35 protein-coding genes are annotated in these 22435 nt (G+C 34.6%); 1 reads left to right on the plus strand and 34 read right to left on the minus strand.

All coding sequences use genetic code 11. The annotated features are described in order from the left end of the window. Positions 1 to 5: 5 nt before the first annotated feature. The 33 genes from rpsD to gatA all read right to left on the minus strand — a co-directional run bounded on the left by rpsD (position 6) and on the right by gatA (position 21750). Complete coding sequence (gene rpsD / locus IPJ91_02615) at positions 6 to 602, minus strand: 30S ribosomal protein S4 (protein QQR93326.1); 597 nt, start codon at positions 600 to 602, stop codon at positions 6 to 8. Positions 603 to 607: 5 nt separating this feature from the next. Then, complete coding sequence (rpsK, locus tag IPJ91_02620) at positions 608 to 1006, minus strand: 30S ribosomal protein S11 (protein ID QQR93327.1); 399 nt, start codon at positions 1004 to 1006, stop codon at positions 608 to 610. A 7-nt stretch (positions 1007 to 1013) separates the two neighbouring features. Further along, positions 1014 to 1397, minus strand: coding sequence for a 30S ribosomal protein S13 (rpsM, locus tag IPJ91_02625; GenBank protein QQR93328.1), 384 nt, complete (start codon positions 1395 to 1397; stop codon positions 1014 to 1016). Then, on the minus strand, positions 1397 to 1513 hold the full coding sequence (gene rpmJ, locus IPJ91_02630) for a 50S ribosomal protein L36 (GenBank protein QQR93329.1): 117 nt from the start codon (positions 1511 to 1513) through the stop codon (positions 1397 to 1399). Before rpmJ ends, rpsM begins: the two co-directional genes overlap by 1 nt. 4 nt (positions 1514 to 1517) lie before the next feature. Continuing rightward, positions 1518 to 1745, minus strand: coding sequence for a translation initiation factor IF-1 (gene infA / locus IPJ91_02635; protein ID QQR93330.1), 228 nt, complete (start codon positions 1743 to 1745; stop codon positions 1518 to 1520). Between the two features lie 98 nt (positions 1746 to 1843). Continuing rightward, complete coding sequence (gene map / locus IPJ91_02640; protein ID QQR93331.1) at positions 1844 to 2608, minus strand: type I methionyl aminopeptidase; 765 nt, start codon at positions 2606 to 2608, stop codon at positions 1844 to 1846. 23 nt (positions 2609 to 2631) lie between these two features. Then, positions 2632 to 3216, minus strand: a complete 585-nt coding sequence (locus IPJ91_02645; protein ID QQR93332.1) for a nucleoside monophosphate kinase — start codon at positions 3214 to 3216, stop codon at positions 2632 to 2634. A gap of 9 nt (positions 3217 to 3225) precedes the next feature. Continuing rightward, entirely contained in the window at positions 3226 to 4560 is a 1335-nt protein-coding gene (gene secY / locus IPJ91_02650; GenBank protein QQR93333.1) for a preprotein translocase subunit SecY, read from the minus strand. Positions 4561 to 4590: 30 nt separating this feature from the next. Next, positions 4591 to 5019, minus strand: coding sequence for a 50S ribosomal protein L15 (rplO, locus tag IPJ91_02655; protein QQR93334.1), 429 nt, complete (start codon positions 5017 to 5019; stop codon positions 4591 to 4593). 10 nt (positions 5020 to 5029) lie between these two features. Next, positions 5030 to 5614 (minus strand): 30S ribosomal protein S5, encoded by a 585-nt coding sequence (gene rpsE / locus IPJ91_02660; protein ID QQR93335.1) that lies wholly within the window; start codon positions 5612 to 5614, stop codon positions 5030 to 5032. Positions 5615 to 5630: 16 nt separating this feature from the next. Next, positions 5631 to 5966, minus strand: coding sequence for a 50S ribosomal protein L18 (gene rplR, locus IPJ91_02665; GenBank protein ID QQR93336.1), 336 nt, complete (start codon positions 5964 to 5966; stop codon positions 5631 to 5633). A 16-nt stretch (positions 5967 to 5982) separates the two neighbouring features. Further along, positions 5983 to 6543 carry a 50S ribosomal protein L6 gene (gene rplF, locus IPJ91_02670; protein ID QQR93337.1) on the minus strand — a complete coding sequence of 187 codons (561 nt, stop codon included), beginning with the start codon at positions 6541 to 6543 and terminating at the stop codon, positions 5983 to 5985. An 8-nt stretch (positions 6544 to 6551) separates the two neighbouring features. Then, entirely contained in the window at positions 6552 to 6947 is a 396-nt protein-coding gene (locus tag IPJ91_02675; GenBank protein ID QQR93338.1) for a 30S ribosomal protein S8, read from the minus strand. A gap of 4 nt (positions 6948 to 6951) precedes the next feature. Next, positions 6952 to 7149, minus strand: a complete 198-nt coding sequence (locus IPJ91_02680) for a type Z 30S ribosomal protein S14 (protein ID QQR93339.1) — start codon at positions 7147 to 7149, stop codon at positions 6952 to 6954. Positions 7150 to 7151: 2 nt separating this feature from the next. Next, a complete protein-coding gene (rplE, locus tag IPJ91_02685; GenBank protein ID QQR93340.1) occupies positions 7152 to 7697 on the minus strand; it encodes a 50S ribosomal protein L5 in 546 nt (181 codons plus the stop codon). Further along, positions 7690 to 8004 (minus strand): 50S ribosomal protein L24, encoded by a 315-nt coding sequence (gene rplX / locus IPJ91_02690; GenBank protein QQR93341.1) that lies wholly within the window; start codon positions 8002 to 8004, stop codon positions 7690 to 7692. Before rplX ends, rplE begins: the two co-directional genes overlap by 8 nt. A gap of 15 nt (positions 8005 to 8019) precedes the next feature. Continuing rightward, complete coding sequence (gene rplN, locus IPJ91_02695) at positions 8020 to 8403, minus strand: 50S ribosomal protein L14 (GenBank protein QQR93342.1); 384 nt, start codon at positions 8401 to 8403, stop codon at positions 8020 to 8022. Positions 8404 to 8408: 5 nt separating this feature from the next. After that, positions 8409 to 8651 carry a mitochondrial small ribosomal subunit protein uS17m gene (locus tag IPJ91_02700; GenBank protein ID QQR93343.1) on the minus strand — a complete coding sequence of 81 codons (243 nt, stop codon included), beginning with the start codon at positions 8649 to 8651 and terminating at the stop codon, positions 8409 to 8411. Positions 8652 to 8659: 8 nt separating this feature from the next. Next, positions 8660 to 9079, minus strand: a complete 420-nt coding sequence (gene rplP, locus IPJ91_02705) for a 50S ribosomal protein L16 (protein ID QQR93344.1) — start codon at positions 9077 to 9079, stop codon at positions 8660 to 8662. A gap of 13 nt (positions 9080 to 9092) precedes the next feature. Continuing rightward, positions 9093 to 9734 (minus strand): 30S ribosomal protein S3, encoded by a 642-nt coding sequence (gene rpsC / locus IPJ91_02710; GenBank protein ID QQR93345.1) that lies wholly within the window; start codon positions 9732 to 9734, stop codon positions 9093 to 9095. After that, positions 9718 to 10071 carry a 50S ribosomal protein L22 gene (gene rplV / locus IPJ91_02715; protein ID QQR93346.1) on the minus strand — a complete coding sequence of 118 codons (354 nt, stop codon included), beginning with the start codon at positions 10069 to 10071 and terminating at the stop codon, positions 9718 to 9720. The genes rpsC and rplV overlap by 17 nt, the downstream gene beginning before the upstream one ends. A gap of 15 nt (positions 10072 to 10086) precedes the next feature. After that, entirely contained in the window at positions 10087 to 10392 is a 306-nt protein-coding gene (gene rpsS / locus IPJ91_02720) for a 30S ribosomal protein S19 (GenBank protein ID QQR93347.1), read from the minus strand. Positions 10393 to 10404: 12 nt separating this feature from the next. Further along, on the minus strand, positions 10405 to 11247 hold the full coding sequence (gene rplB, locus IPJ91_02725; protein ID QQR93348.1) for a 50S ribosomal protein L2: 843 nt from the start codon (positions 11245 to 11247) through the stop codon (positions 10405 to 10407). Further along, positions 11247 to 11594, minus strand: a complete 348-nt coding sequence (locus tag IPJ91_02730; GenBank protein QQR93349.1) for a 50S ribosomal protein L23 — start codon at positions 11592 to 11594, stop codon at positions 11247 to 11249. Before IPJ91_02730 ends, rplB begins: the two co-directional genes overlap by 1 nt. Continuing rightward, positions 11594 to 12208, minus strand: a complete 615-nt coding sequence (gene rplD / locus IPJ91_02735; GenBank protein ID QQR93350.1) for a 50S ribosomal protein L4 — start codon at positions 12206 to 12208, stop codon at positions 11594 to 11596. Before rplD ends, IPJ91_02730 begins: the two co-directional genes overlap by 1 nt. Before the next feature lie 2 nt (positions 12209 to 12210). Next, positions 12211 to 12591 carry a hypothetical protein gene (locus IPJ91_02740; GenBank protein QQR93351.1) on the minus strand — a complete coding sequence of 127 codons (381 nt, stop codon included), beginning with the start codon at positions 12589 to 12591 and terminating at the stop codon, positions 12211 to 12213. A 3-nt stretch (positions 12592 to 12594) separates the two neighbouring features. Continuing rightward, positions 12595 to 13206, minus strand: coding sequence for a 50S ribosomal protein L3 (rplC, locus tag IPJ91_02745; protein QQR93352.1), 612 nt, complete (start codon positions 13204 to 13206; stop codon positions 12595 to 12597). Positions 13207 to 13209: 3 nt separating this feature from the next. Beyond that, entirely contained in the window at positions 13210 to 13509 is a 300-nt protein-coding gene (rpsJ, locus tag IPJ91_02750; GenBank protein QQR93353.1) for a 30S ribosomal protein S10, read from the minus strand. 47 nt (positions 13510 to 13556) lie between these two features. Next, positions 13557 to 14762, minus strand: a complete 1206-nt coding sequence (tuf, locus tag IPJ91_02755; GenBank protein QQR93891.1) for an elongation factor Tu — start codon at positions 14760 to 14762, stop codon at positions 13557 to 13559. A gap of 261 nt (positions 14763 to 15023) precedes the next feature. Beyond that, positions 15024 to 17153 carry an elongation factor G gene (fusA, locus tag IPJ91_02760; GenBank protein ID QQR93354.1) on the minus strand — a complete coding sequence of 710 codons (2130 nt, stop codon included), beginning with the start codon at positions 17151 to 17153 and terminating at the stop codon, positions 15024 to 15026. Between the two features lie 162 nt (positions 17154 to 17315). Then, positions 17316 to 19523 (minus strand): PD40 domain-containing protein, encoded by a 2208-nt coding sequence (locus IPJ91_02765; GenBank protein QQR93355.1) that lies wholly within the window; start codon positions 19521 to 19523, stop codon positions 17316 to 17318. A 54-nt stretch (positions 19524 to 19577) separates the two neighbouring features. Beyond that, entirely contained in the window at positions 19578 to 20099 is a 522-nt protein-coding gene (locus IPJ91_02770; GenBank protein ID QQR93356.1) for an aminoacyl-tRNA hydrolase, read from the minus strand. Positions 20100 to 20142: 43 nt separating this feature from the next. Continuing rightward, entirely contained in the window at positions 20143 to 21750 is a 1608-nt protein-coding gene (gene gatA / locus IPJ91_02775) for an Asp-tRNA(Asn)/Glu-tRNA(Gln) amidotransferase subunit GatA (protein ID QQR93357.1), read from the minus strand. A 36-nt stretch (positions 21751 to 21786) separates the two neighbouring features. Here gatA and IPJ91_02780 point away from each other — a divergent pair, with 36 nt between their 5' ends. After that, a complete protein-coding gene (locus IPJ91_02780) occupies positions 21787 to 21948 on the plus strand; it encodes a hypothetical protein (protein QQR93358.1) in 162 nt (53 codons plus the stop codon). A gap of 172 nt (positions 21949 to 22120) precedes the next feature. Here the strand turns inward: IPJ91_02780 and IPJ91_02785 are convergent, their stop codons facing one another. Then, entirely contained in the window at positions 22121 to 22402 is a 282-nt protein-coding gene (locus IPJ91_02785) for a hypothetical protein (GenBank protein QQR93359.1), read from the minus strand. Positions 22403 to 22435: the final 33 nt, after the last annotated feature.

A 22435-nucleotide genomic window follows, 5' to 3' on the forward strand; every position in this document is an offset into this window, starting at 1 on the left:
ATTGTCTATCTTGAATAAAATTCGACTATAAGTCTCTCTCTAAATGTTTTGTCAATCATATCTCTCGATGGTAATAATTTTACTTTTCCACCATCAGAATATTCTTCCAACCAAACTGGCAATTCAATAACTTTCATGCCCTCTTTCATCGAAACAAAGTAATTATTGTTTTTGGTTTTTTCCTTTAATGTAACTTGGTCACCAGAGTCAACTATATAAGAAGGGATGTCTAATTTCTTACCATTCACCAATATATGCCCATGAGCGACTAACTGCCTAGCAGCTGGTCTAGAATTCGCCAACTTAAGTCTATAAACTACATTATCTAGTCTCCTTTCCAACAACTCCAAAAATTTAGCACCTGTATTTCCTATGTCAGACTGTGCCATCGCAAAAAACCTTCTAAATTGCTTTTCGCTCATACCATAAATCTTTTTTACCTTTTGCTTTTCTGCAAATTGTTCTGCATATGGTGAATTATTGGGTCTACCACCTTTATGTTGACCAGGTTTGCCCGGCCTTAATTTATAATCTTCCTTATCAAAAATAGGGAAGTTTGCTGCTCGTGCTATTCTTCTTTTTGGTCCAGTATATCTCGACATAGTTTTTAAACTTTTCTTTGTTTCTTAGGTTTTACACCACCGTGAGGTATAGGTGTTTTATCTGTTATAAAATTTATTTTCAATCCAGCTGCCCTTGCACCTTTTATTGCTGCAGTTCTACCCTGTCCAATACCCCTTATAAAAGCGTGAACTTCTTGCAATCCATATCTTTGAGCTTTCACGACAAGATCCTCAGCTGCTTTGGTAGCTGCAAAAGCAGTAGACTTTTTTGATCCTTTGAAACCAATGGTGCCACAATTCGACCAACACAATACATTTCCATCCAAATCAGTTATTGTAAGTTTTGTATTGTTGAAAGTCGATAAGACATACAACCTACCTACAGGAACCTGTATCTTAATCTTTTTTGCCTTTTTTTGAGTTGCTTTTGCTTTCTGTGCCATAAGTTTATTAAGTCTTAGTCAAAACTCTTTTCAAGCCACCAACTGCCATATTTTTACCCTTTCTAGTTCTACCATTTTTTCTTGTACCTTGTCCCTTTGTTGGTAGATTTTTTTTATGCCTATCACCCCTGTAAGATCTGATATCTTTCAATCTTTTTATGTTTCTAAATACTTCTTGTCGTAATTCTCCTTCAACTTTATAATTTTCTTCCAATAGTTTCGTCAGTTGAGCTATAGTAACATCATCGATATTCTCCGTTACCGTCGTAGGGTCAACCTTAAGTTCTTTAAGAAGTTTCTTTGCTACAAACGGTCCAACACCATAAATTTCTGATAAAGAATACATTATTTGCAACTTGGGTTTTAAGTCAATACCGTATATACGAGCCATTATTTTTGTCTTTGCTTGTGTTTGGGATTTCTTTTACAGTAAACAAAAAGTTTACCATCCCTTTTAACTGAATAGCAATTATTGCACATGGGTTTTACACTAGTTCTAACTTTCATACTTTTATAGTCTTTGAATAATCCTTCCTTTCGTCAAATCGTATTTACTTACCTCAATTTTCACTTTATCTCCACTAACAATCTTTATATAATGTAACCTCATTTTACCAGATTCATAACAAAACATATCAAGCTCAGTGTCTTCGATTTTCACCTTCACTTTAAACTTACCCTCAGGCAAAACATCAATTATAGTTCCTTCAAAAAGAAATTTATCTTCTTGATTTTTCATTTTCTTTATCTGGTTATTCATATTGAAATACTTTATTGCGACTTTTTCAGTATAGCAATTAAACTAAAATATTTCAAGCAAATAATTCGGATTAACAACTAATTTGTCAGTATTTCACATCCATCATCCAAAACAAGTACAGTATTTTCATAACTAACTGCTTTCATATCGTCTACTATTCTAGCATTAAGCCCAAGTAAACCTTCAGATTCAGTATATCCCGAGCCAGAAGATATCATCGGTTCAATTGCCAAGGTCATACCACTTTTCAAAATCATATCGTCATTTGAGGATATCCAAAAATTTGGGATATCTGGTTCTTCATGTAAATCATAGCCAACTCCATGTCCACAAAATTCAATAATAGGTTGAAATTCATATTCAATAATTTTACTCTCAATCTTCTTTATAACCTTGCTGAGCTTTTGCCCGTTTTTAATCTGTTCACAAGCAACATTCATACAGGAATATGCACAATCAATCAATAACTTTTCCGTCTGGTATGCCTCACACACTCTCTCTTGTTCTAAACCTTCAATTAATTTGCATCTTGTCGAATCAAGGTACATGCCTTCAAAAATTATCCCGCAATCAATAGACAATAAATCCCCCTCTACTATGACTCTATCAAAAGGCGTACCATGCTGCACTATAGAATTCAAGTTTAAACATGTCGCATATTGATAGCCATAGTAACCCAGGAATGCTGGTTGTACGCCATAGACATTCATCAATCTATTTGCTTCATCTTCAATTGCTAACAAGTTAACTCCTATTTTTGTAAATTGTAAAAGCTTATCTAAAATGTCTGATAATATTTTTCCTCCCTTCCTCATAGACTCTATCTCTGTTTTATTCTTCACCTGTTGCATCAAAATTTGAAAAATTATATATAGCCCATTATCTCGTCATGAATATCATAAATATCAGCATCTCCATCAATTTTCACCAATTTATTATTCATTCCAAAATATTGTTCAATAATTTCAAAATCTATAGCATATTCTTTCAATCTATTTTGGAATATTCTGAGGTCTGCATCATCTTGCCTAATCTGTTTCCCAAGTTTCAAAGCATCTTCATTTCTAGCAATTCTTCTTTCTAAAGCAACTTCATCACTAATATCAAGTAAAAAAACCCTTGTTTGTTCCAAACCTTGCTTCCACAAATAATAATCAAATCGAATTGTTTGAGAAATAGTTCTATTACTTCCATCAAAAATAAAACCATTTTTCAAAAAATTATCAGGTATATATTTCTCAGTTATAGTTTGTATAATATCACCCGGAATAAAAATTCCATTCTCAACCATTTCTCTCACTTTGCGAGATAAATCAGTTTTAGCTTCTATCTCCTTTCTCAATAAATCGGACATAACAATAATTGGCGATTTTATACTTTCGGATAGTAATTTCGCTTGTGTACCCTTTCCACAACCTGACTTTCCAATTATTGAATAAATCTTTCCCATATAACTAAATTAATAATTAATGCCATCATAGTTACTAGTTACCAAGTAAGAGTTAATCTGTCTTACAGTGTCTAGAACTCCAGTCACAATAATCAATAAACTAGTACTTCCTAAACCATACCTTAAAACATCTAAGTTAATATTTTGATTAACAATTGATGGTAAAACAGTAAGTAAAGCTAAAAATATCGTTCCTACAATTGTAAGCTTAGCAACCAGACTTGTCAAATACTTTGCAGTTGATGCACCTGGTCTAATGCCTGGTACAAATGCACCTGACCTTTGAAAGTTTTCTGCTATTTCATTCGGCTTAAACATTATAAAAAATGTTACAAAAAAGCCAAAAATCATCACAGCAAAAAACAAAAGAATATCATATGTCCAAAAGCTTTCGTTTGAATAAATATTATTTACAAGCCACATAGCGGATCTATAGATAAAATCGCCCTCCTTAATATTGAGAGGATTGTTTGCAGAGAGTAAAAATTGTGCCACAAGAGAAGGTGCACTAACTAGTGCCTGAGCAAAGATTACTGGCATTACACCAGCCATATTGAGCTTTACAGGAAAAGTTGATTGTGGAGAGACGATTGTTCCTACATTATTCCTTACTCTACTAGAATACTGTATTATCACATTGCGGACAGCTTCAGTAATAAATATGATTACTCCTGTCAATACTAGTAATCCAATTATCATGAAAATAATTGTATTTATTTGCCCATTATCAAGGAACTTAGTAATATCTTGCCAAATAAGCGATGGCAAAATGCTAGCAATTCCTGCAATTATTATTATAGTAGAACCATTTCCGATACCTTTCTCAGTGATAGCTTCTGATATCCACATCAATAATAAAGTACCCGCCGTCATTGAAGCTAAAATAGCTATAAGCGTTGATTTGTGTGAAAAATCAAATAGTCCTGCATAGTTTTGATTCAATAAAACTATAATTGCATATGATTGAATTATACTAATAGGCACTGTAAGAAATCGAGTAATTTGATTTAACATCATCCTACCTCTTGCACCTTCTTTTGACAAATCATCCAACTTTTTAATCACACTTTGCAATAGTTGCACAACAAAGGACGCACTAATGTACGATCCAAGTCCTACTGCAATAATTGAAGGCGAATCAAGTCGGCCACCAGTTACAAGAGTAAAAGCTAGACTAAATGGATTATTGAAAGAATTACTCAAAACAATAGAATTTGTTCCAGGTAATGGAACTGCAGAAAGAAATCGAAATACAACTATCATTCCAAAAGTAAACAAAATCCTGGATTTAACTTCAGGATTTTTTGATATCGATCTTACTTTTTCTGAAAATTTTTCTAACACAAATTTACTGTTCGCTTACTAATTTTAAATTTACAAAAGTGATTTTGAAACAAAAACATCAACAAAATTGAATTTTTTATTCAAAGGAACATCCTTCAAAACTTTAATTTCTAACACTTTTCCTTGCTTTACTTTGGTAGCATTCATCTCAAGCAACTTAGCAACAGTAATTTCATCATTTTCATTGAAATGATCGTTTATATATGATGATTTTATAAGCACTCTTTGAATATTTAACTTTCTTTGTGACTTAAAACCTCGCAATTTAGGAAGTCTCCTTGAAATTCTGTTTTGACCACCTTCAAAATCTAGCGAAGGTAATTTCGCTCCAGATCTGCTCATTTGTCCATTCATACCTCGGCCTGTAGTATGTGCACCTTTTCCACTGCCAGCACCTCTACCTACGATCTTTGCCCTTTTTTGATAATTTTTTTGTTTTGGTAGAGAATGTAAATTCATTTGAATAGTACTATTTTTTCAACATAGTTAAACCTTTCATAGTTGCATAAGCATTTGAAACTGGATTTGAACAACCAAGTTGCTTTGTTAAAATATCACTTACACCAGCCATTTCCAATACTTTTCTAACTGGTCCCCCAGCGATAATACCAGTTCCAGGAGCTGCTGGTTTCAACATCACTTTTGCAGCACCAAACTTCACAGTTATTTCATGAGGTATTGTCCTACCTTTCAAATTTACTTTAACTAATTTCCGCTTAGCTCTTTCAAGTGCTTTTTCCTGAGCTATTTTAGTGTCAATTCCCTTACCAGAACCAATTGCTAATCTACCTTTTTTGTCGCCAACGACCATAAATACTGACATCCTCATTCTTTTTCCTCCAGAATGCACCTTTGTTACTCTTTTCATTTTCAGCAAAACATGATCAAGTTCCTTTTCTTTCTTTTGAGATGATTGTTGAGTAGTATTTGGAGCAGAAACCCTACCTTGTATAAGGTTTGAAACCCCTTGTTTTCTCCTTTGTACAATTCGTTGTCTGTTACTATCAACTTCATTCGTTTTTGAAGCTAGTTGTGCTTGGTTTTCAGTTATCATTTTATCATCCATAATACTATATGATTATATTATTTTGCCTAACACTTTCTACTAATGCCTTCACTCTTCCATGATACTTGTAGCCACTTCTATCAAATGTAACTTTTTCAATTTCATTATCCTTCATCATTTTCGAAACCAAAAGTCCAACCTCATTCGCATCTTCAATCTTGTTCTTATTTTTTAGTTTAAGACTACTTGCAGAAAACAATACCTTACCTTTGTTATCATGTACATAACCATAGATATGCTTATTAGACCTAAAGACTGACAAAACATACCCAGTTACTTCTCTTTGAAGCCTAGATCTTATACTTAGTTTTCTTTTTTGATGCTTTATCCTTTTACTCATTATTTTATAAAAAATTCTACTTACTACCCGCGGTCTTTCCTTGCTTTCTTCTAACTACTTCACCTGCATATCTTATACCCTTTCCTTTATAAGGTTCCGGCTTCCTCACTTTACGAATTTTTGCGGCATATTCTGTAACCTTTTGTTTGTCGATCCCACTTATAGTAATGTTTACCGGATCTTTCAATTCAAAATTGATATCAGCTGGTGCTTCTATGATTATGGGATGTGAATAACCAACTTTCAAACTTAATTTATTGCCATTCAATTCTGCCTTGTAGCCAATTCCTTGAATCTCCAATTTCTTTTCATAACCTTGAGTGACTCCAATGACAGCATTATTTACTATAGATCTATACAATCCATGATAAGCTCTAAGTTGCTTTTCATCACTATCTCTATCAAAAACTATTTCTTCATTAACTACTTGAAATGTTATACCCGGCTGCATATCAATTCTCAAATCGCCTCGTGGACCGCTCACCAATACACTAATCCCACCATATATATTATTGTTTTCTGTTTTTATTTCCACTCCTGCTGGTACTTTTACAGGAGCCTTTCCAATCTTTGACATAGTATTGATTAATAAATTTCACACAAAATTTCTCCACCTAATCTCTGCCTGTATGCATCTTCACCAGTCATTACGCCTTTGGTAGTCGAAATAATACTTACACCTCTTCCACCCAAAACTTTTTTGATACTTTTGTAACCTGTATAAACTCTTACACCTGATTTTGAAATTCTTTTCACTTCTGAAATAGCTGGAGCACCTTCAATACTTGATATCTTTGCTTTGATAGTTTTGGCATTTTTGATTTTAGGATTGTCAGAAACTTCTACTGACTCCAGAAAACCTCTCTCCTTTAAAACTATTGCAACATTTTCTACAAGGTTTGAATGATTTACAGTTATTTCATACTTTCCTGCAGTTCCTATGTTTTTAAGTGAACTTAAAAAGTTCGATAAATTATCCATAAATTTACCAAGTCGCTTTTGTTACGCCGGGAATTTCACCATTAAAAGAAAGCTTTCTCAGGCATATTCTACAAACTCCAAATTGTCGAAAGTAAGCACCAGATCTACCACAAATATTACATCTATTATAATTTCTTGTAGAATACTTGCCCTTACCTGCCTTATTCATTTTTGCTTTGTATTCTTTAGCAACAGTACTCATGTTTATATATTAGTTTTAACAAATGGCATTCCTAACATTTCTAGTAATTTTAGTGATTTCTCTGGATCAGAATTTTTTATAACTATTGTCACTTCAAAACCTCTAAGTTTGTCTAGTTTAGTGCCATCAACTTCAGGAAATACAGTTTGTTCTTTGAATCCTAAAGTAAAATTTCCTGCTTTATCAAACTTCTTAGGTAGACCTCTAAAATCCTTTACTCTAGGTAGAGCAACATTCATAGTCCTATCTAGAAAGTCCCACATTTTATCCTTTCTCAAAGTAACCATACATCCTATTTTCGCACCCTTTCTTAAAGAAAAATTTGAAATATCAACTCTAGCCTTAGTCAATACTGGAGCCTGCCCAGTCATTTCTTTGATAGCATCAATTGTATTTTCCAAAGCATTAGCATTTTTCAAAGCCTCACCTAATCCGAAATTTACTACCACCTTTTCAATCCTTGGTAGTCCCAAAAGATTTTTTATTTCCAATTCACTTGCCAATTTCTTTGCTATTTCTTTTTTATATTTATCTTGCAAATTAGTCATTCTTTTTTTCACTTGAAGATGCTAATGTTTTTCGCTTTACATTTTCTTTTTTAATCTTCACTGACTTGCTCTTTTCATCTTCAATATAATCTGTCAAAACAACATTTGAATGATGGATTTTCCCTTCAACTTTAAACAATCCACCTGCAAAGCCTAGTGTTTTGTTTGGCTTAGCATGCCTTGTTTTCATATTGATTCCCTCAACCCATAAATATTGTTTGTCCTTGCTCATTTTCAATATCTTTCCGGACTTACCTTTATCATCACCACAAATTATTTTTACTTTTTGATCTTTTTTTAAATTCATATGTTTATTAATCTATTACAATACTTCTGGAGCGAGAGAGATAATTTTGTTGAAACCCTTCGCTTTCAACTCTCTTGCAATTGGTCCAAATACTCTAGTCCCTTTTGGATCTCTATTTTTCATATCAATTATTACAGCAGCATTATCGTCAAATCGAATATAAGTTCCATCCTTTCTTCTTTGTTCTTTCTTTGTTCTGACAATAACTATATGGCATTTATCACCATCCTTAAATTGACCATTAGGCTTAACCTTCGTTACAGCTGCCGAACAAATATCTCCAATCCTTGCATACCTATGCCATTTACCACCCTTTAACCCACCTCTTACCTGTATAATCATAGCTTCCTTAGCTCCTGAATTATCTGCAATTGTTACATGAGATTTAGATTGTAACATACTTTTTAATTTACTAATTTATGTGCGACCCTTTTAGACAAAGGTCTAATCGAAACCATATTTACAACATCACCAACTTTAGGATTCAAGTCTGATTTTGATACTAAATACTTTTTTGATTTTCTTAATATTTTTTTGTATTTTGAATGTGCAAAGCTTCGCGTTACTTTCACAGAAACTGTGCCTTCCATCTTGTCTGAAACTACTATCCCAACAATTTTCTTTTTTGCTTTTATATTCTTATCCATAAATAACATTAAACTTCAGATTCTGATTTGATCAAAAATCTTACATGAATAGGTAACTTTTTTGCTGCCTTTTCCAAAGCAGTTTTTGCAATCTCCTTACTAACACCACTAAGCTCAAATATAACTCTACCTGGCTTCACTATTGCAACATAATGATCAATATCACCTTTGCCTGAGCCCATTCTTGTTTCAGCTGGCTTTTTTGTAATTGGCTTATCTGGGAATATTCTTAACCATAATTTCCCCTTTCTTTGAGTTTCCCTAACTATAACTCTTCTAGCAGCTTCAATCTGGTTTGGAGTAATCCTACATCTTTCTAACGCTTGAATGCCATAATTCCCAACTGTCAAGGAATTACCAGAAAAAGCAAGCCCTCCCATTCTTCCTTTCATTTGCTTCCTGTATTTTGTTCTTGCTGGTTGTAACATAAATCTTAGTCAATTATTTCTCCAATTTATCTTCTTTGTATATCCAAACTTTTATACCATGCAATCCTGCATTAGGAACCCTGACATTATACAAATGATAGTCTACATTGGCTTTCAGAGTTTGCAAAGGAACAGATCCAAAAGATACCTTTTCCGTTCTAGCAATTTCAGTACCTCTTATGCGACCTGAAACTGATATTTTTGCACCCCTTACACTAGGTATTGCCTTCATTTTTAGAAGCTCTCTTTGCATAGCTTGTTTTGGAGAAACCCTCCTTTTGCATTGATCTGCAACCATATAAGCAACAATAGCTGCTTGAGATTCGGGATTCTTTGATTCAATAATTTTCACATCTACTTTTACTTTCAACAGTTTCGCCAAATCTTTCTTTAAATCTTCTATCGCTTTGCCACCTCTACCTATAACTACACCTGGTCTAGCCACAGTTACATCTATTTGTATATCATTTATATTCCTATAAATAAATATTGATTCAATTCCGGAAGAATCAAGTTTCTTTTCAATAAATCTTCTTACTTTGTTGTCCTCAGCCAAATTCTTCGCAAAATCAAGTTTTGTCTTTGAAAACCAACTACTTGAATGTGTTTTATTTACTCCCAATCGCAAAACAATTGGATTAGTTTTGTGTCCCATTAATTTCTTCTAAAACTACAGTTATATGAGAAGATCTTTTCAATATCTCACGAACACCGTGTCTTGATGCAATTCTAGCTCTTTTCAATGTTGGTGCTTCATCAACCATTATCTTGCTTACAACCAAACTATTCACTGATAAACCAGCTACTTTGGCATTCGCCACTGCACTACTTATTGTTTTATAAACAGATTTTGAACCTGATCTATTTACAAATTTTAAAGCATCCAATACATCCAAAGCATTTTGCATTCGAACCATATCTGCAACCAACCTAGTTTTTTGAACTGAAATACCTGTATACTTGTTTTTTGCTATTGCAAATTTTTTCGTCATTGCCAATAAATATGTCTATTTAGCTAAAGAACCTGAACTCCCGGTAGCTTTAGCGATTTTACCTTTCTTGCTATGACCATTAAACTTTCTAGTCAAAGAAAATTCACCCAATCTGTGTCCAATCATAGATTCAGTAATAAAAACAGGAATGAAATCTTTCCCGTTATGTACCTCCATAGTAAATCCAACCATTTCTGGAGAGATCTGAGAAGCTCTCGCCCATGTCTTAAAATATTTCTTCCCATTAGTTTCTAGTATCTTATCAACCTTTTTTTGAACTCTTGGATCTATATAAGGTCCCTTTTTCAATGATCTTGACATAATATTGTACTTTTAAACTAAAGCCTTTTTACTATTTCGCCCTCTTAAAATAAATTTTTGTGTTCTCTTGTTGTTTCTAGTCTTAGCAAATCTCTTATTCCCCCATGGATCAACAGCTGGACCACCCGTTCCGTGCCTACCAGCCTTTCCTTGACCTCCTCCATGTGGATGTGATCTTGGATGCTGAGCTACACCTCTAACAATCGGTCTGAAACCTTTGTGTCGGAGCGTACCAGCCTTACCAAACTTCTGATTCATGTTATCAAGGTTTGAAAGCTGACCTATTGTAGCATAATTTTTCGATAAAACAAGTCTAACTTCACCTGATGGTAACTTAATTTGTGTATAATTTTCTTTTTGCCCCATTACAACTGCACTAGTTCCAGCTGACCTAACTAATCCACCATCTCTATTTTCATCTATAATTATATTATGCACAGCAGTACCAGATGGAATATTTGCAAGCCTCATAGCATTACCAACAAGCACTGGTGTTGTTTCAGCAGATAATACTTGATCTCCAACCTTTACGCCATTTGGATTTAATATATAGGACTTTTTACCATTTGGATAAAAAACTAAACTAATATAACAAGATCTATATGGATCATATTCAACAGTTTTTACCGTACCTGGCAAATCTCTGTCTAGTCTCCTGAAATCAATAAGTCTATACATTCTATCTGCCCTCGTTCCTCGACCACGCACAGTTATTTTACCTCTCCCACTCCTAGCAAGCCTTGGATTTAATTTCTTTAATAAAGATTTTTCTGGAGTATCTGTCGTCAAATCTACATGCTTTACCCTTACTTGATGCCTTCTTGTTTGTGTTGTGGCTTTATGATGCGTTAACATTATATTGCAAAACCTTCAATACTATCACCCTTCGCTAGTTTCACTAAATATCGTTTTTTAGAATCTGTAATTCGGAAATTTCTAGTATTTCCAATTCGCTTTTTTTTACCTCTAATTGATACTGACCTTATATCTACGACTTTCACCTTGTATAAATTAGCTATCTCTTTTCCAACAATTATTTTATTCGATCTTGACTTCGACGATTCTTTTTTGGTCACAACAAAACTATAAATTCCGTCTTTTGCGAGCAATATTGATTTTTCATTTATTATAGGTTTCAAAAATTCTGAACCTTTATCAATATCTACTGCACCTGTTTTTTTTACTTGGTTTGCTTTTGCCATTAACTTTCGTATCTAGCCTCTAAGCTTTTGATTGACTCTTCAGTAAATATTACTTTACCATAATTTATAATGTCATAAACTGACAATTCTGATAAATTTGCTACTTTATATCCCTTGAGATTTACGAAAGCTTTGTAAATCATAGGTTCATCACCACTTTGAACAATCAGTAATTTTTTGAAGTTCAATAACTTGATAAATTCATTAGCTTCCTTCGTTTTCGTAAAATCAAACTTATCCTTCGATACATACAACCCATCCGAACTAGCAACCATATTCAAAGCCGACAACATAGCAAGCAATCTTAACTTTTTCGACAATTTTCTTTTGTAATTCCTATCATTTTTAGGTCCAAACACTGTTCCACCACCTCGTAGCAATGGCGATTTGACAGATCCTCTTCTAGCATTTCCAGTTCCTTTTTGCCTGTATAGTTTTCTAGTAGAGCCTGTAACATCTCCCCTATCTTTCGTATGTGCATTTGACTCTCTTTGGTTCCCTAGATAAATCTTGACCGATAGTGCAACCAAGTCAACATTTGGTTCAATATCAAGAAATTTATAATCTTTTTGTTCAACTACTTTTCCTGTTTTGTTTAATACATTAACTTTCATAACTAAATTGCATTAATTGCATAATACAAATCATTAATACTAAGATTAAAAGCCTCAATAAAACTTTCACTTCCATCTTCTGTAGAACCTTCACTGATTTTAACTAAATCCTCATTTACAGTATCAATTTTATTTTTGATCTCAACAAAAAACACTTCACATTCTTCGTCAACTTTCAAACTCAAAAACAATTTGTCTTCATAGTTTTGCGACAAAATTCTTTGATTTATGCCTAGCTTTACATCATTTACAGACCGACTCAAAATGTACCTACAATTTTCCTTATTCAGTACATTTTCAAACCTTTCAGTTTTTTCATAAAAAAAGAAAGATAAGACAAAACACAAAATAAGAAAAGCAAATGAAAAAATAGCCTTCAACATAATTTATTGCTTTCTTGCCTTTTTCAAAAAAATATAAGAACCTTTCATTCCAGGAACAGCACCCTTTACAAGGATAATTTTATTTTCCCTATCATACTTAACTATTTGCAAATTTTTTACAGTCACTTGATGGTTACCAAATTTCTTAGGCATTCTTCGGCCCTTGTGTACATGTCCAAAAGTTTGACCCTGAGCAATAGATCCTATCGACCTATGTTTTGTACTTTGTCCATGAGTTTTCGGTCCACCTTTAAAATGATATGCCCTAACTACACCTTGAAACCCTTTGCCTTTACTAGTACCTGTGACATCTACAATATCGCCTTCTGCAAGTTCTGAAGCATAATCATCACCAACATTCAAACCTTCAACAATTGTTCCAAATTCTTTAATATACTTATAGGATTTACCAATCCCAAATTGGTTTTTTTCTGGCTTATTTGAATTTTTCTTTACATCTTTACCAACAACAGTTGACTCGTAACCATCAGTTTCTTTCGACTTAGCACCCAAAAAAATATTATCCGCCACATCTATTACAGTACAAGGCACAACATTCCCACCGTCTTCAAATATCTGAATCATATTCTTTTTTGTTCCTAAAATAAAATTCATTATTTACTTAATTTCTATACCTACACCAGAAGGTGCTTGCATTTTTGTCAACGCATCTATAGTTTTAGCATTATAGTCATTCAAAACCAGAAGTCTTTTATGCCTTATCAGCTGTACATGTTCCTTTGACCTAGCATCAATGTGAGGTCCCCTAAGTAAACAAAAAACGCTCCTTTTGTTTGGCAAAGGAATTGGACCTGAAAGCCTAGCTCCTGTTCTGAGTACATCTTCAACCAATTGAGAAATTACTTTATCAACTAGTTTTGAATCGTATCCTGTTATAGTTATCTTTATGGGTGTCATACTTTAAAAATTGCTGCACTAGGGCAGCAATTTATTTAAGTTAATATTTATTTAAGAACTTTGGTAACAACTCCAGCACCAACTGTTCTACCACCTTCTCGAATTGCAAATTTCATTTTTTCTTCGACGACTACTGGAACTATCAACTTGATAGTCAAAGTTACATCATCACCTGGCATAACCATCTCTGTACCTTGTGGCAAAAAAACTTCGCCTGTTATATCAGCAGTTCCTATATACAGTTGAGGCTTGTACCCTGCAAAGAATGATGTGTGTCTACCACCTTCTTCTTTAGTCAATATATAAACTTGAGCTTCAAATTCCGTATGAACTTTCAAGGAACCTGGTTTACACAAAGTTTGACCTCTTTGAATCCTATCTTTATCAACACCTCTAAGCAAAAGTCCAACATTATCACCTGCTTGAGCCTCTTCCATTTGTTTATTAAACATTTCAACTCCAGTAACAACTGATTTTTGGGAAGCTTCTCCCATACCCAAAATTTCCACTTCTTCTCCAACCTTTATTTTACCTTTATCTATTCTACCAGTTGCTACTGTACCCCTACCTGAGATAGAAAATACATCCTCAACTGACATTTTGAAAGGTAAGTCAATTTCTCGAACTGGTTCGTCTATCCATTCATCTAGCTTAATCAAGAGTTCCTCAATTCCCTTTCTTGATTCTGCATCTTGGGGATTAGTCATAGCATTATAAGAATTTCCATAGACAACTGGAGTACCTTTCCCATCAAATTCATACTTCTCCAAAAGATCTCTGACCTCTTCTTCAATAAGAGCCAACATGTCTGGATCATCAGAACCTGGATATACATTGACATAAACAACAATCTTAGGAACACCAACCTGCTTAGCAAGTAAAAGATGCTCTCTTGTCTGAGGCATTGGGCCATCAGCAGAACTCACAACCAATATCGCTCCATCCATCTGAGCTGCACCAGTTATCATATTCTTTATATAGTCAGCATGACCAGGACAATCAACATGAGCATAATGCCTATTTGCAGACTCGTATTCAACATGAGAAGTTGCAACAGTAACTATTTTTTTACCATCGCCTCGAGTGATACCACCTTTAGCAATAGTAGCATAATCCTTTGCTTGAGCAGAGTAACCCAATGCTGCAGATACTTGCAAAAGAGCAGCAGTAGTTGTAGTTTTGCCATGGTCAACATGACCAATAGTACCAATGTTTAAATGAGGTTTGTTTCGAACAAATTGTGCCATAAAAATAAAGTTCATTCCGCTATTAACGGAATCAAAGAGCCTATCTTAAATTAATAACTTAGGCAGAATAAATATTTTCAAACAATTCTCAAATTCAGATCATCACCAGAAGAATTATTCAATATCAAAAGCTTATTCAATTGCAAAATCGATTATCACACAATGTTTTAAAATTTGCAAGCAAATTTTTACTAATTTTAAAACTAAATATGCTTTCCAACTTAAAAAACATTTCCAGTCTTTACAATACAATTGCAATAAATTCTTTTACTCTTCTTCGCTCGCATCCTTTTTCAACCTATCTCCCAAAAGCTCAGCAACCAATCCGTTTGGTACTATTGAATAGCTATCAAATTCCATAGTACTTGCACCCCTTCCTGATGTCATAGATCGAAGTTCCATCGTCCAACCAAACATATTTGATAATGGAACCTTTGCTTTGACACTTTGTATATCACCATCCAAAGCGTCCATACCTTCAATCATTCCCCTTTTTGATGAGAGTGCTCCTGTTACATCACCTGCATATTGAGTAGGAACAGTAACCACAACTGTCATCATAGGCTCCAAAAGTACAGGTTTCGCTGCTTTTAGAGCTGCCCTCATAGCCATTGAACCTGCTCTTTCGAATGCTTCTGAACTTGAGTCAACATCATGATATGAACCGTCATACAGTTCAACCTTGACATCACTTGTAGGAAATCCACCAATAACACCATTACCCAGAGCTTTCTCGCAGCCATCTTGAATTGGTTTGATATACTCCCTAGGTATTGAACCTCCCTTTATAGCATCAACAAACTCAAACCCTTTCCCAACATTAGGTTCAATTCGAATCCTACAATGCCCATACTGTCCACGACCTCCAGATTGTTTGATATATTTTCCTTCCTGATCTGCAGTTCCAGTAATCGTTTCCTTGTAAGCAACTTGAGGTTTTCCTACATTTACATTTATACCGTAATCTCTTTGCATTATATCAACTTTGATCTCCAAATGAAGCTCACCCATTCCTGAAATAATCGTTTGACCCGTTTCTTGATTTACAGTTACTTTGAATGTAGGATCTTCTTTCGTCAACTTGTTCAATGCCTCACCCATTTTTTCTTGATCAGACTTTGTCTTTGGCTCAATTGCTAGACTTACAACTGGATTTGCAAAACGAATTGTCTCAAGTATTATCGGACTACTTGGATCTGACAAAGTTTCTCCTGTGCCGGTATCTTTCAAACCAATAATAGCTGCTATATCACCAGCTCTCACTTCTTGTACATCCTCTCTAGAATTTGCATGCAACATAACAATCCTACCAATCCTTTCATCAGCCCTTTTAATTGGATTTAAGACTGTTGTACCTGCCTTCAAAGAACCTGAATACACCCTAAAAAACGACAATGTTCCAACATGAGGGTCAACGGCTATTTTGAAGACTAATGCAGCAAAGGGATCTTTTGTATCTGGCTTTCTTTCCAAACTTACAGATTCATCTACTGGATCATGACCTTGAACTGCCCCTCTGTCATTTGGAGATGGTAAATATCTACAAATCACATCAAGCAGTGGCTGAATCCCTTTGTTTTTTAATGATGCTCCAACTAGTACAGGAAAAATTTTGTTCTCAATTGTAGCCTTTCTCATGACAGGATAAATTTCTTCAGGAGTGATTTCCTCGCCAGCAAAAAACTTTTCAATCAATCCATCATCAAATTCAGCAATCTTTTCAATCATTTTTGTCCTCCATTCATTTGCAGTTTCAATCATATCTGCAGGAATTTCAGTAATCGTCATTTCCTTGACATCATCTTTGCCATATTCATAAACTTTCATAGTCACCAAGTCAATTATTCTGTACAAATCTGACTCTGCACCAATAGGAATTTGGATAGCTATAGCATCTTTTGACAGTCTAGCTTTTATAGAATCTAGTGACTTATAAAAACTTGAACCAATAGAGTCAAGTTTGTTTACATAGCAAACTCTAGGTACTTTGTATTCGTTTGCTTGTCGCCAAACAGTTTCCGACTGAGGCTCAACCCCCATCTTGCCATCAAAACAAACTACAGCTCCATCCAAAACTCTCAACGACCTTTGAACTTCAGCAGTAAAGTCTACATGACCGGGTGTATCTATAATATTTATCCTATGAGCTTTTCCATCGGTATTCCAAAAGCAAGTAGTTGCAGCTGACTGAATAGTGATACCTCTTTCTCTTTCCTGTTGCATGAAATCCATCTCAGCAGCACCCTCATGTACTTCGCCTAATTTATGTTTCCTCCCTGTGAAGTATAGTATTCTTTCTGTAGTTGTAGTTTTACCAGCATCAATATGAGCTATGATACCGATATTTCTATATAAGTTTAAGTCTTTGACTTGTGTATAATCTATTGCGTTCGCCATATATTTTGTTTAAGGAATTTTCAGAATTTCTAAAGAAAAATAAAAGTATATAAAAGTATAAAAGTAAAATTGATTATATCCTATTTTATCTGTGAATTCTATCAATACAAAATAGAAACACGTCATCTATTCTAGCATTAAATTTGAATAATTCAATAACAATCAATGAAAAAGAGAGTGTATTAAAGAAAGTAGTACATTCATCTTACCAGTACTAGCTAGAGATGCATTGATACTAATACTAACATCCGTACTCCCCAAAACTCCTGCTATACTCTCTTTCGATACGGTTAGCATGTAGCTACTACCTGTTAGGTTTGCATTTGATACACAACTTACACTACTTCCTGTTGCTGGTGTAGGTGTACATGTAAAGTTTGGTATAGTAACCTTATCTCCTACTTCCGTTACCACAACTACTGTAGGCTTGGTACTGTTCGTACTTGATAAGATTTCTACACGGGTACTTGTTTGTATAACTAAATTCAATACAGTCGATCTTGCTGATTCTTGTCCTGATCCATTTGTATCAGTATAACTGAGTACATAACTAGCATTTGTTACTGGGAATATCAAATTCAATGTGACTGGTCCAGTAGTTGTACATGTATAAGTTGTGAGTAGGTCATTACCACTATACACTTTTAGAGTATTTCCTACTTCACTACATATCAAGCTTACATCTGGTGTATTGTCTGATGTGACATTGTCAGTAGAAGATATACCTGTATCGCTACTAGTTAGCAGGTCAATCATTACAGGTTGAGTTGGTGGGGTACTTTCACTTACATACACATTGAAATTTTTGTCAAATACTCCCCCTAGGTTATCTGTTACTCTGATACATAGACTGTAGATACTTTTCGTTTCATAGTCTGGTTGTACATTTAGTCTTAGGTTGTTTGTTGATATATTGAAACTTCCATCATCTAATCCTGGTACTGCACATGATAGGGAGTATGTATATGGTGAGTCTCCTTCTGCATCTGTTGCTGTCAGTACTCCAACTAGGTATGGTGATACTATACTCTCTGTTACTACATTATTACTTAGGCTTATGTCAGTAGGATCTTCGTTAGTATAGGTTACAAATACATCTACTATTGAATTTGTATCCCCAGGAACGAGGTTGTTAGCATCGGAAGTGAATGTTACAAATCTTCCGTCTGCAGAAATTGAAGAGAATCCAGAAAAATTATTTCCTTCTACTCCACTACTACTTACCGATACTCTTTCTACAGTATCAGTATCTCGATCATATACAAAAATATCCTCAGTAACATTGGCATCACCAGGGACTAAATTGTTAGCATCAGAAGTGAATGTTACAAATCTTCCATCTGTAGAGATTGAAGGTACATATGAGTAGTCATTACCTTCTACCCCAGTACCACTTACTGATACTCTTTCTATATTGTCAGTATCTCGATCATATACAAATACATCTGCCATTGAATTCGTATCTCCAGGAACTAAATTGTTAGCAGCAGAAGTGAATGTTACAAATCTTCCATTTGTAGAAATTGAAGGTTCATATGAACCATCATTACCCTGTACTCCACTACTACTTACCGATACTCTTTCTACAGTATCAGTATCTCGATCATATACAAAAATATCCTCAGTAACATTGGCATCACCAGGGACTAAATTGTTAGCATCAGAAGTGAATGTTACAAATCTTCCATCTGCAGAAATTGAAGGTTCATATGAATCAATATTACCCTGTACCCCACTACTACTTACCGATACTCTTTCTACAGTGTCAGTATTTTGATCATACACAAAGATATCATCTCTAGCATTTGTATCTCCAGAAACTAAATTGTCAGCTCGTGAAGTAAATGTTACAAATCTTCCATCTGCAGAAATTGAAGGTTGATATGAAACATGATTACCCTCTACCCCAGTACCACTTACTGATACTCTTTCTATACTATCAGTATCTCGATCATACACAAAAATATCAGCTCTAGCATTTGTATCACCAGGGACGAGGTTATTAGCAGCAGAATAGAATGTTACAAATCTCCCATCTGCAGAAATTGAAGATTCATATGAGTAGTCATTACCTTCTACCCCAGTACCACTTACTGATACTCTTTCTATACTATCAGTATCTCGATCATACACAAAAATATCAGCTCTAGCATTTGTATCACCAGGGACGAGGTTATTAGCATCGGAAGTGAATGTTACAAATCTTCCATCCGTAGAGGTTGAAGATAAATATGAACCATCATTACCCTGTACTCCAGTACTATCAACTGATATTCTCTCTACATATCTTGTAGTAGCTGCATACGTAGGAAGGGTAAATATACCAAGTAGCAATAGTGTGTATGTTGTTAATTTGAGCAGTGTTTTCATGTGAAAATTATTTAAGTTGATGCTAAACAATGCAATTTTATGTTAAATGCAATTTCATTTCAACTTAAAATTCAAAGCATGATCCAAAATCGACAACTCTTTGGCAGTGAACCTCTCAAGCAGATAGTCAGCTCCACTCGTATATTCTTTTTGTTCTTTGGTTCTATTGTCAATCCCGACTCTAAGTCTCCAAAAGCTTTTGGTTTCGAGCCTTTGTTCGATGTCCAAAATGCCATTGTGTACCTTCGGACCTATCGCAAATTGAAGTTTGTATTCACTAAGCTGCAAATCAAGATCATCATGGATAACTAGTAATTCTTCAGGTTTTATTTTGTAATACTTTAGTTTTTTAGCTACAAAACTACCAGATTCATTCATGAAAGTGTCTGACTTGAAAAACTTCACATCTGGGCTAAATTTCACATGCTTGAGTTCGAATATTTCGCACTTTTCGTCTCTAAACTTTGATTCAAGTCTTTCCAAAACTAGATGCCCTGCATTATGACGGGTAAATTCATACTTTTTCCCGGGATTTCCGAGTGAGACAATGAGTTTTAATTGAAAAAAGTTACTCATTTTTGGATACTCCATCATTGAAATGATAGCATTCTAAGAACAACTATTCTTCATTCCTCTTTTCCCACTCCATCCCAAACTTACAAATTTTGTCCTCTTCAAATCTACTTCCTATTATCTGCATACCGATCGGAAGTTTCATGCAAACTTCACCCAAGTAATTTTTCCCAAATCCAGCTGGGTCAACAGTTGTTTTATAACCAACATTTATAGATAACCCTGGAATTCCTGCTGCATTGACTGGAATTGTGAATATATCAGCAAGATAATTGAAAACCGGATCATCACTTTTTGTCCCAATTCCCCAAGCAACAACTGGTGAAGTAGGTGCCATTATGACATCAACTTTCTCAAATGCTTTATCAAAATCTTGTTTAATAAGCGTTCTTACTTGCATAGCTTTACTGTAATACCTGTCAGCATAACCTTTCGCCGAAGTATAAGTTCCAATCATGATTCTTCTTTTCACTTCGGGTTCAAGCAAAGCTCTATTCTCAAGATAAAATGATTCTAAATCTTGTGCATTATTCAAGGCCTCTTTTGCATCAATTGGATTGTTTTGGTCAATTTCTTTCGAAAGCCCTCCATATCTGATTCCATCAAACCTTCCCATATTACTTGCAATTTCAGTAGGAACTACGACATAGTAAACGGGGACAGCATACTTGGTATACGGCATCTGGATATCTACTAGCTCACAACCCATAATCTCAAACTCCTTGATCGCATCTAGAACAACCTTTTTGATATCTTCATCTACTCCATCTGCAAAATATTCTTGGGGAATTCCAATCTTCATACCAGCAATTGAGCTTGATTTCAATTTATCTAATTCTGATTTTACTTTTTCTACAAATTCAGATGAACTAGTATCTATGCCTTGCCCTAAAAATGGTTCATGTGAACTTGTCCCGTCTTTTGGATCATGACCTTCTATGTACTTCTGCACTATCCAAGCATCTTCAGTATTTTTTGCGAGAACTCCAGGAGTGTCCCAACTACTTCCCATAGCAATCAAACCATACCTAGAATTTCTACCATAGCTTACTTTAAGTCCAGAAAGTCCAGTAAGTGCTGCAGGTTGCCGTATCGAACCACCTGTGTCAGTTCCTATTGAATATTCTCCGACTTCAAGTTTTACTGCAGCAGCAGATCCTGATGAGCTTCCACCAGTTATTCTGTTTATACAAACTGGATTTCTTGTTGGTCCAAACCCTGAATTTTCTCCACTTGCACCAAATGCAAACGGATCAGAATTGTTTTTTCCAATCATTATAGCTCCTGCTTTGTCAAGTCTGGCATGCGTAGTAGAGTCATATTGAGGGATGTAAGTATTGAGCATTTTTGAACTTGCAGTAGTTCGAATTCCCTTTGTAACTATAACATCTTTGATTGTCATCGGAATTCCAGCAAGTAATGATTCTGTACTAACTGCTTCCTTGGGGAAGCTCCCCGCATTTTGCGGGGTGAATGGGTTTTTCATTTTCTCATCTACTTGCAAAGCCTTTTCTAATGCTTCTTTATCTGTCAAAGTATTTAGGAAATTTATTTCAGAGTTATACTTTTTGACTTTGTCAATTGCTACTTGAGTAAGTTCAGTTGAACTAATTTCTTTATTTTGTAGTTTTTTGTGAATATCCAAAATCGACATCTCATGAGTTTAGCATGAAGGCATACAAAATGCTAGATGCTCGACAAAATTAAACTCTGTGGTATAACTTCGATTATGCTAACTCCAGAACTAGCCACAGACATACTTGAATTTATTGACACACTCACACCCAAGTTGCTACAAAGCATAACTTTAGTCAAAGTCGGTAGCGAATCGAAGGTTTATAAAAATATATAGAAGTGCTGCTGGATTAGGTGAAGTTTTTGTAGCTGGATTTGTCATTGAATCACTAAAAGCTGTTAATGAAAAAAGGGATCTTTACATACTAGCCTATTTTGTGATGTCAGGACAATCCTGGTTGCTTACTTAGGACAAGAAAGTCCGAAAGCATTCGAAGTATCTTAAATACCTATTTCCTCAGCTCCTTCAATTTCCACATGAAGATCTTTCCTCTGTTTCCTGATTTGAGATTGTAGTCAATCGCAAAGTCAAAAGCTTCTCTGATCAATTTTTCATCAGTAACCTTGCAAAGTTTTATATACAAAGATTTGTGTGACAAATCATCAAGTTTAGTTGCAATCTCGACTCCAAGTTTTTGAAAATCATATTTCAAATATTTCTTTTCTTGCAATATTTTTTGAGTTATAAATCCGGAGTTTGAACTTGAAATAATACTTGAAATCTTTTTCATAAGAAAAATTTTAACAAATAAAAACGATTAATT

The sequence above is a fragment of the bacterium genome (assembly GCA_016699595.1).
Classification (GTDB): Bacteria; Patescibacteriota; Dojkabacteria.

Coding starts and splice junctions, on each gene's coding strand:
- rplP (QQR93344.1), bottom strand. CDS start 9,079: ATGTTACAACCAGCAAGAACAAAATACAGGAAGCAAATGAAAGGAAGA.
- rpsD (QQR93326.1), bottom strand. CDS start 602: ATGTCGAGATATACTGGACCAAAAAGAAGAATAGCACGAGCAGCAAAC.
- IPJ91_02765 (QQR93355.1), bottom strand. CDS start 19,523: ATGAAAACACTGCTCAAATTAACAACATACACACTATTGCTACTTGGT.
- IPJ91_02645 (QQR93332.1), bottom strand. CDS start 3,216: ATGGGAAAGATTTATTCAATAATTGGAAAGTCAGGTTGTGGAAAGGGT.
- rpsM (QQR93328.1), bottom strand. CDS start 1,397: ATGGCTCGTATATACGGTATTGACTTAAAACCCAAGTTGCAAATAATG.
- rplN (QQR93342.1), bottom strand. CDS start 8,403: ATGTTACAATCTAAATCTCATGTAACAATTGCAGATAATTCAGGAGCT.
- IPJ91_02730 (QQR93349.1), bottom strand. CDS start 11,594: ATGGCAAAAGCAAACCAAGTAAAAAAAACAGGTGCAGTAGATATTGAT.
- rpsS (QQR93347.1), bottom strand. CDS start 10,392: ATGTCAAGATCATTGAAAAAGGGACCTTATATAGATCCAAGAGTTCAA.
- IPJ91_02740 (QQR93351.1), bottom strand. CDS start 12,591: ATGTTGAAGGCTATTTTTTCATTTGCTTTTCTTATTTTGTGTTTTGTC.
- rplR (QQR93336.1), bottom strand. CDS start 5,966: ATGAGTAAAAGGATAAAGCATCAAAAAAGAAAACTAAGTATAAGATCT.
- IPJ91_02780 (QQR93358.1), top strand. CDS start 21,787: ATGCTCGACAAAATTAAACTCTGTGGTATAACTTCGATTATGCTAACT.
- IPJ91_02700 (QQR93343.1), bottom strand. CDS start 8,651: ATGGATAAGAATATAAAAGCAAAAAAGAAAATTGTTGGGATAGTAGTT.
- rplE (QQR93340.1), bottom strand. CDS start 7,697: ATGACTAATTTGCAAGATAAATATAAAAAAGAAATAGCAAAGAAATTG.
- rplX (QQR93341.1), bottom strand. CDS start 8,004: ATGAATTTAAAAAAAGATCAAAAAGTAAAAATAATTTGTGGTGATGAT.
- infA (QQR93330.1), bottom strand. CDS start 1,745: ATGAAAAATCAAGAAGATAAATTTCTTTTTGAAGGAACTATAATTGAT.
- IPJ91_02675 (QQR93338.1), bottom strand. CDS start 6,947: ATGGATAATTTATCGAACTTTTTAAGTTCACTTAAAAACATAGGAACT.
- rpsC (QQR93345.1), bottom strand. CDS start 9,734: ATGGGACACAAAACTAATCCAATTGTTTTGCGATTGGGAGTAAATAAA.
- rplD (QQR93350.1), bottom strand. CDS start 12,208: ATGAAAGTTAATGTATTAAACAAAACAGGAAAAGTAGTTGAACAAAAA.
- rplV (QQR93346.1), bottom strand. CDS start 10,071: ATGACGAAAAAATTTGCAATAGCAAAAAACAAGTATACAGGTATTTCA.
- rpsE (QQR93335.1), bottom strand. CDS start 5,614: ATGATAACTGAAAACCAAGCACAACTAGCTTCAAAAACGAATGAAGTT.
- fusA (QQR93354.1), bottom strand. CDS start 17,153: ATGGCGAACGCAATAGATTATACACAAGTCAAAGACTTAAACTTATAT.
- IPJ91_02680 (QQR93339.1), bottom strand. CDS start 7,149: ATGAGTACTGTTGCTAAAGAATACAAAGCAAAAATGAATAAGGCAGGT.
- rplO (QQR93334.1), bottom strand. CDS start 5,019: ATGAATTTACATTCTCTACCAAAACAAAAAAATTATCAAAAAAGGGCA.
- rplC (QQR93352.1), bottom strand. CDS start 13,206: ATGAATTTTATTTTAGGAACAAAAAAGAATATGATTCAGATATTTGAA.
- IPJ91_02785 (QQR93359.1), bottom strand. CDS start 22,402: ATGAAAAAGATTTCAAGTATTATTTCAAGTTCAAACTCCGGATTTATA.
- rpmJ (QQR93329.1), bottom strand. CDS start 1,513: ATGAAAGTTAGAACTAGTGTAAAACCCATGTGCAATAATTGCTATTCA.
- rpsK (QQR93327.1), bottom strand. CDS start 1,006: ATGGCACAGAAAGCAAAAGCAACTCAAAAAAAGGCAAAAAAGATTAAG.
- IPJ91_02770 (QQR93356.1), bottom strand. CDS start 20,099: ATGAGTAACTTTTTTCAATTAAAACTCATTGTCTCACTCGGAAATCCC.
- rplB (QQR93348.1), bottom strand. CDS start 11,247: ATGTTAACGCATCATAAAGCCACAACACAAACAAGAAGGCATCAAGTA.
- rplF (QQR93337.1), bottom strand. CDS start 6,543: ATGTCAAAGATTGGAAAGGCTCCTGTAAAAGTACCAGCAGGAGTGGAA.
- gatA (QQR93357.1), bottom strand. CDS start 21,750: ATGTCGATTTTGGATATTCACAAAAAACTACAAAATAAAGAAATTAGT.
- rpsJ (QQR93353.1), bottom strand. CDS start 13,509: ATGACACCCATAAAGATAACTATAACAGGATACGATTCAAAACTAGTT.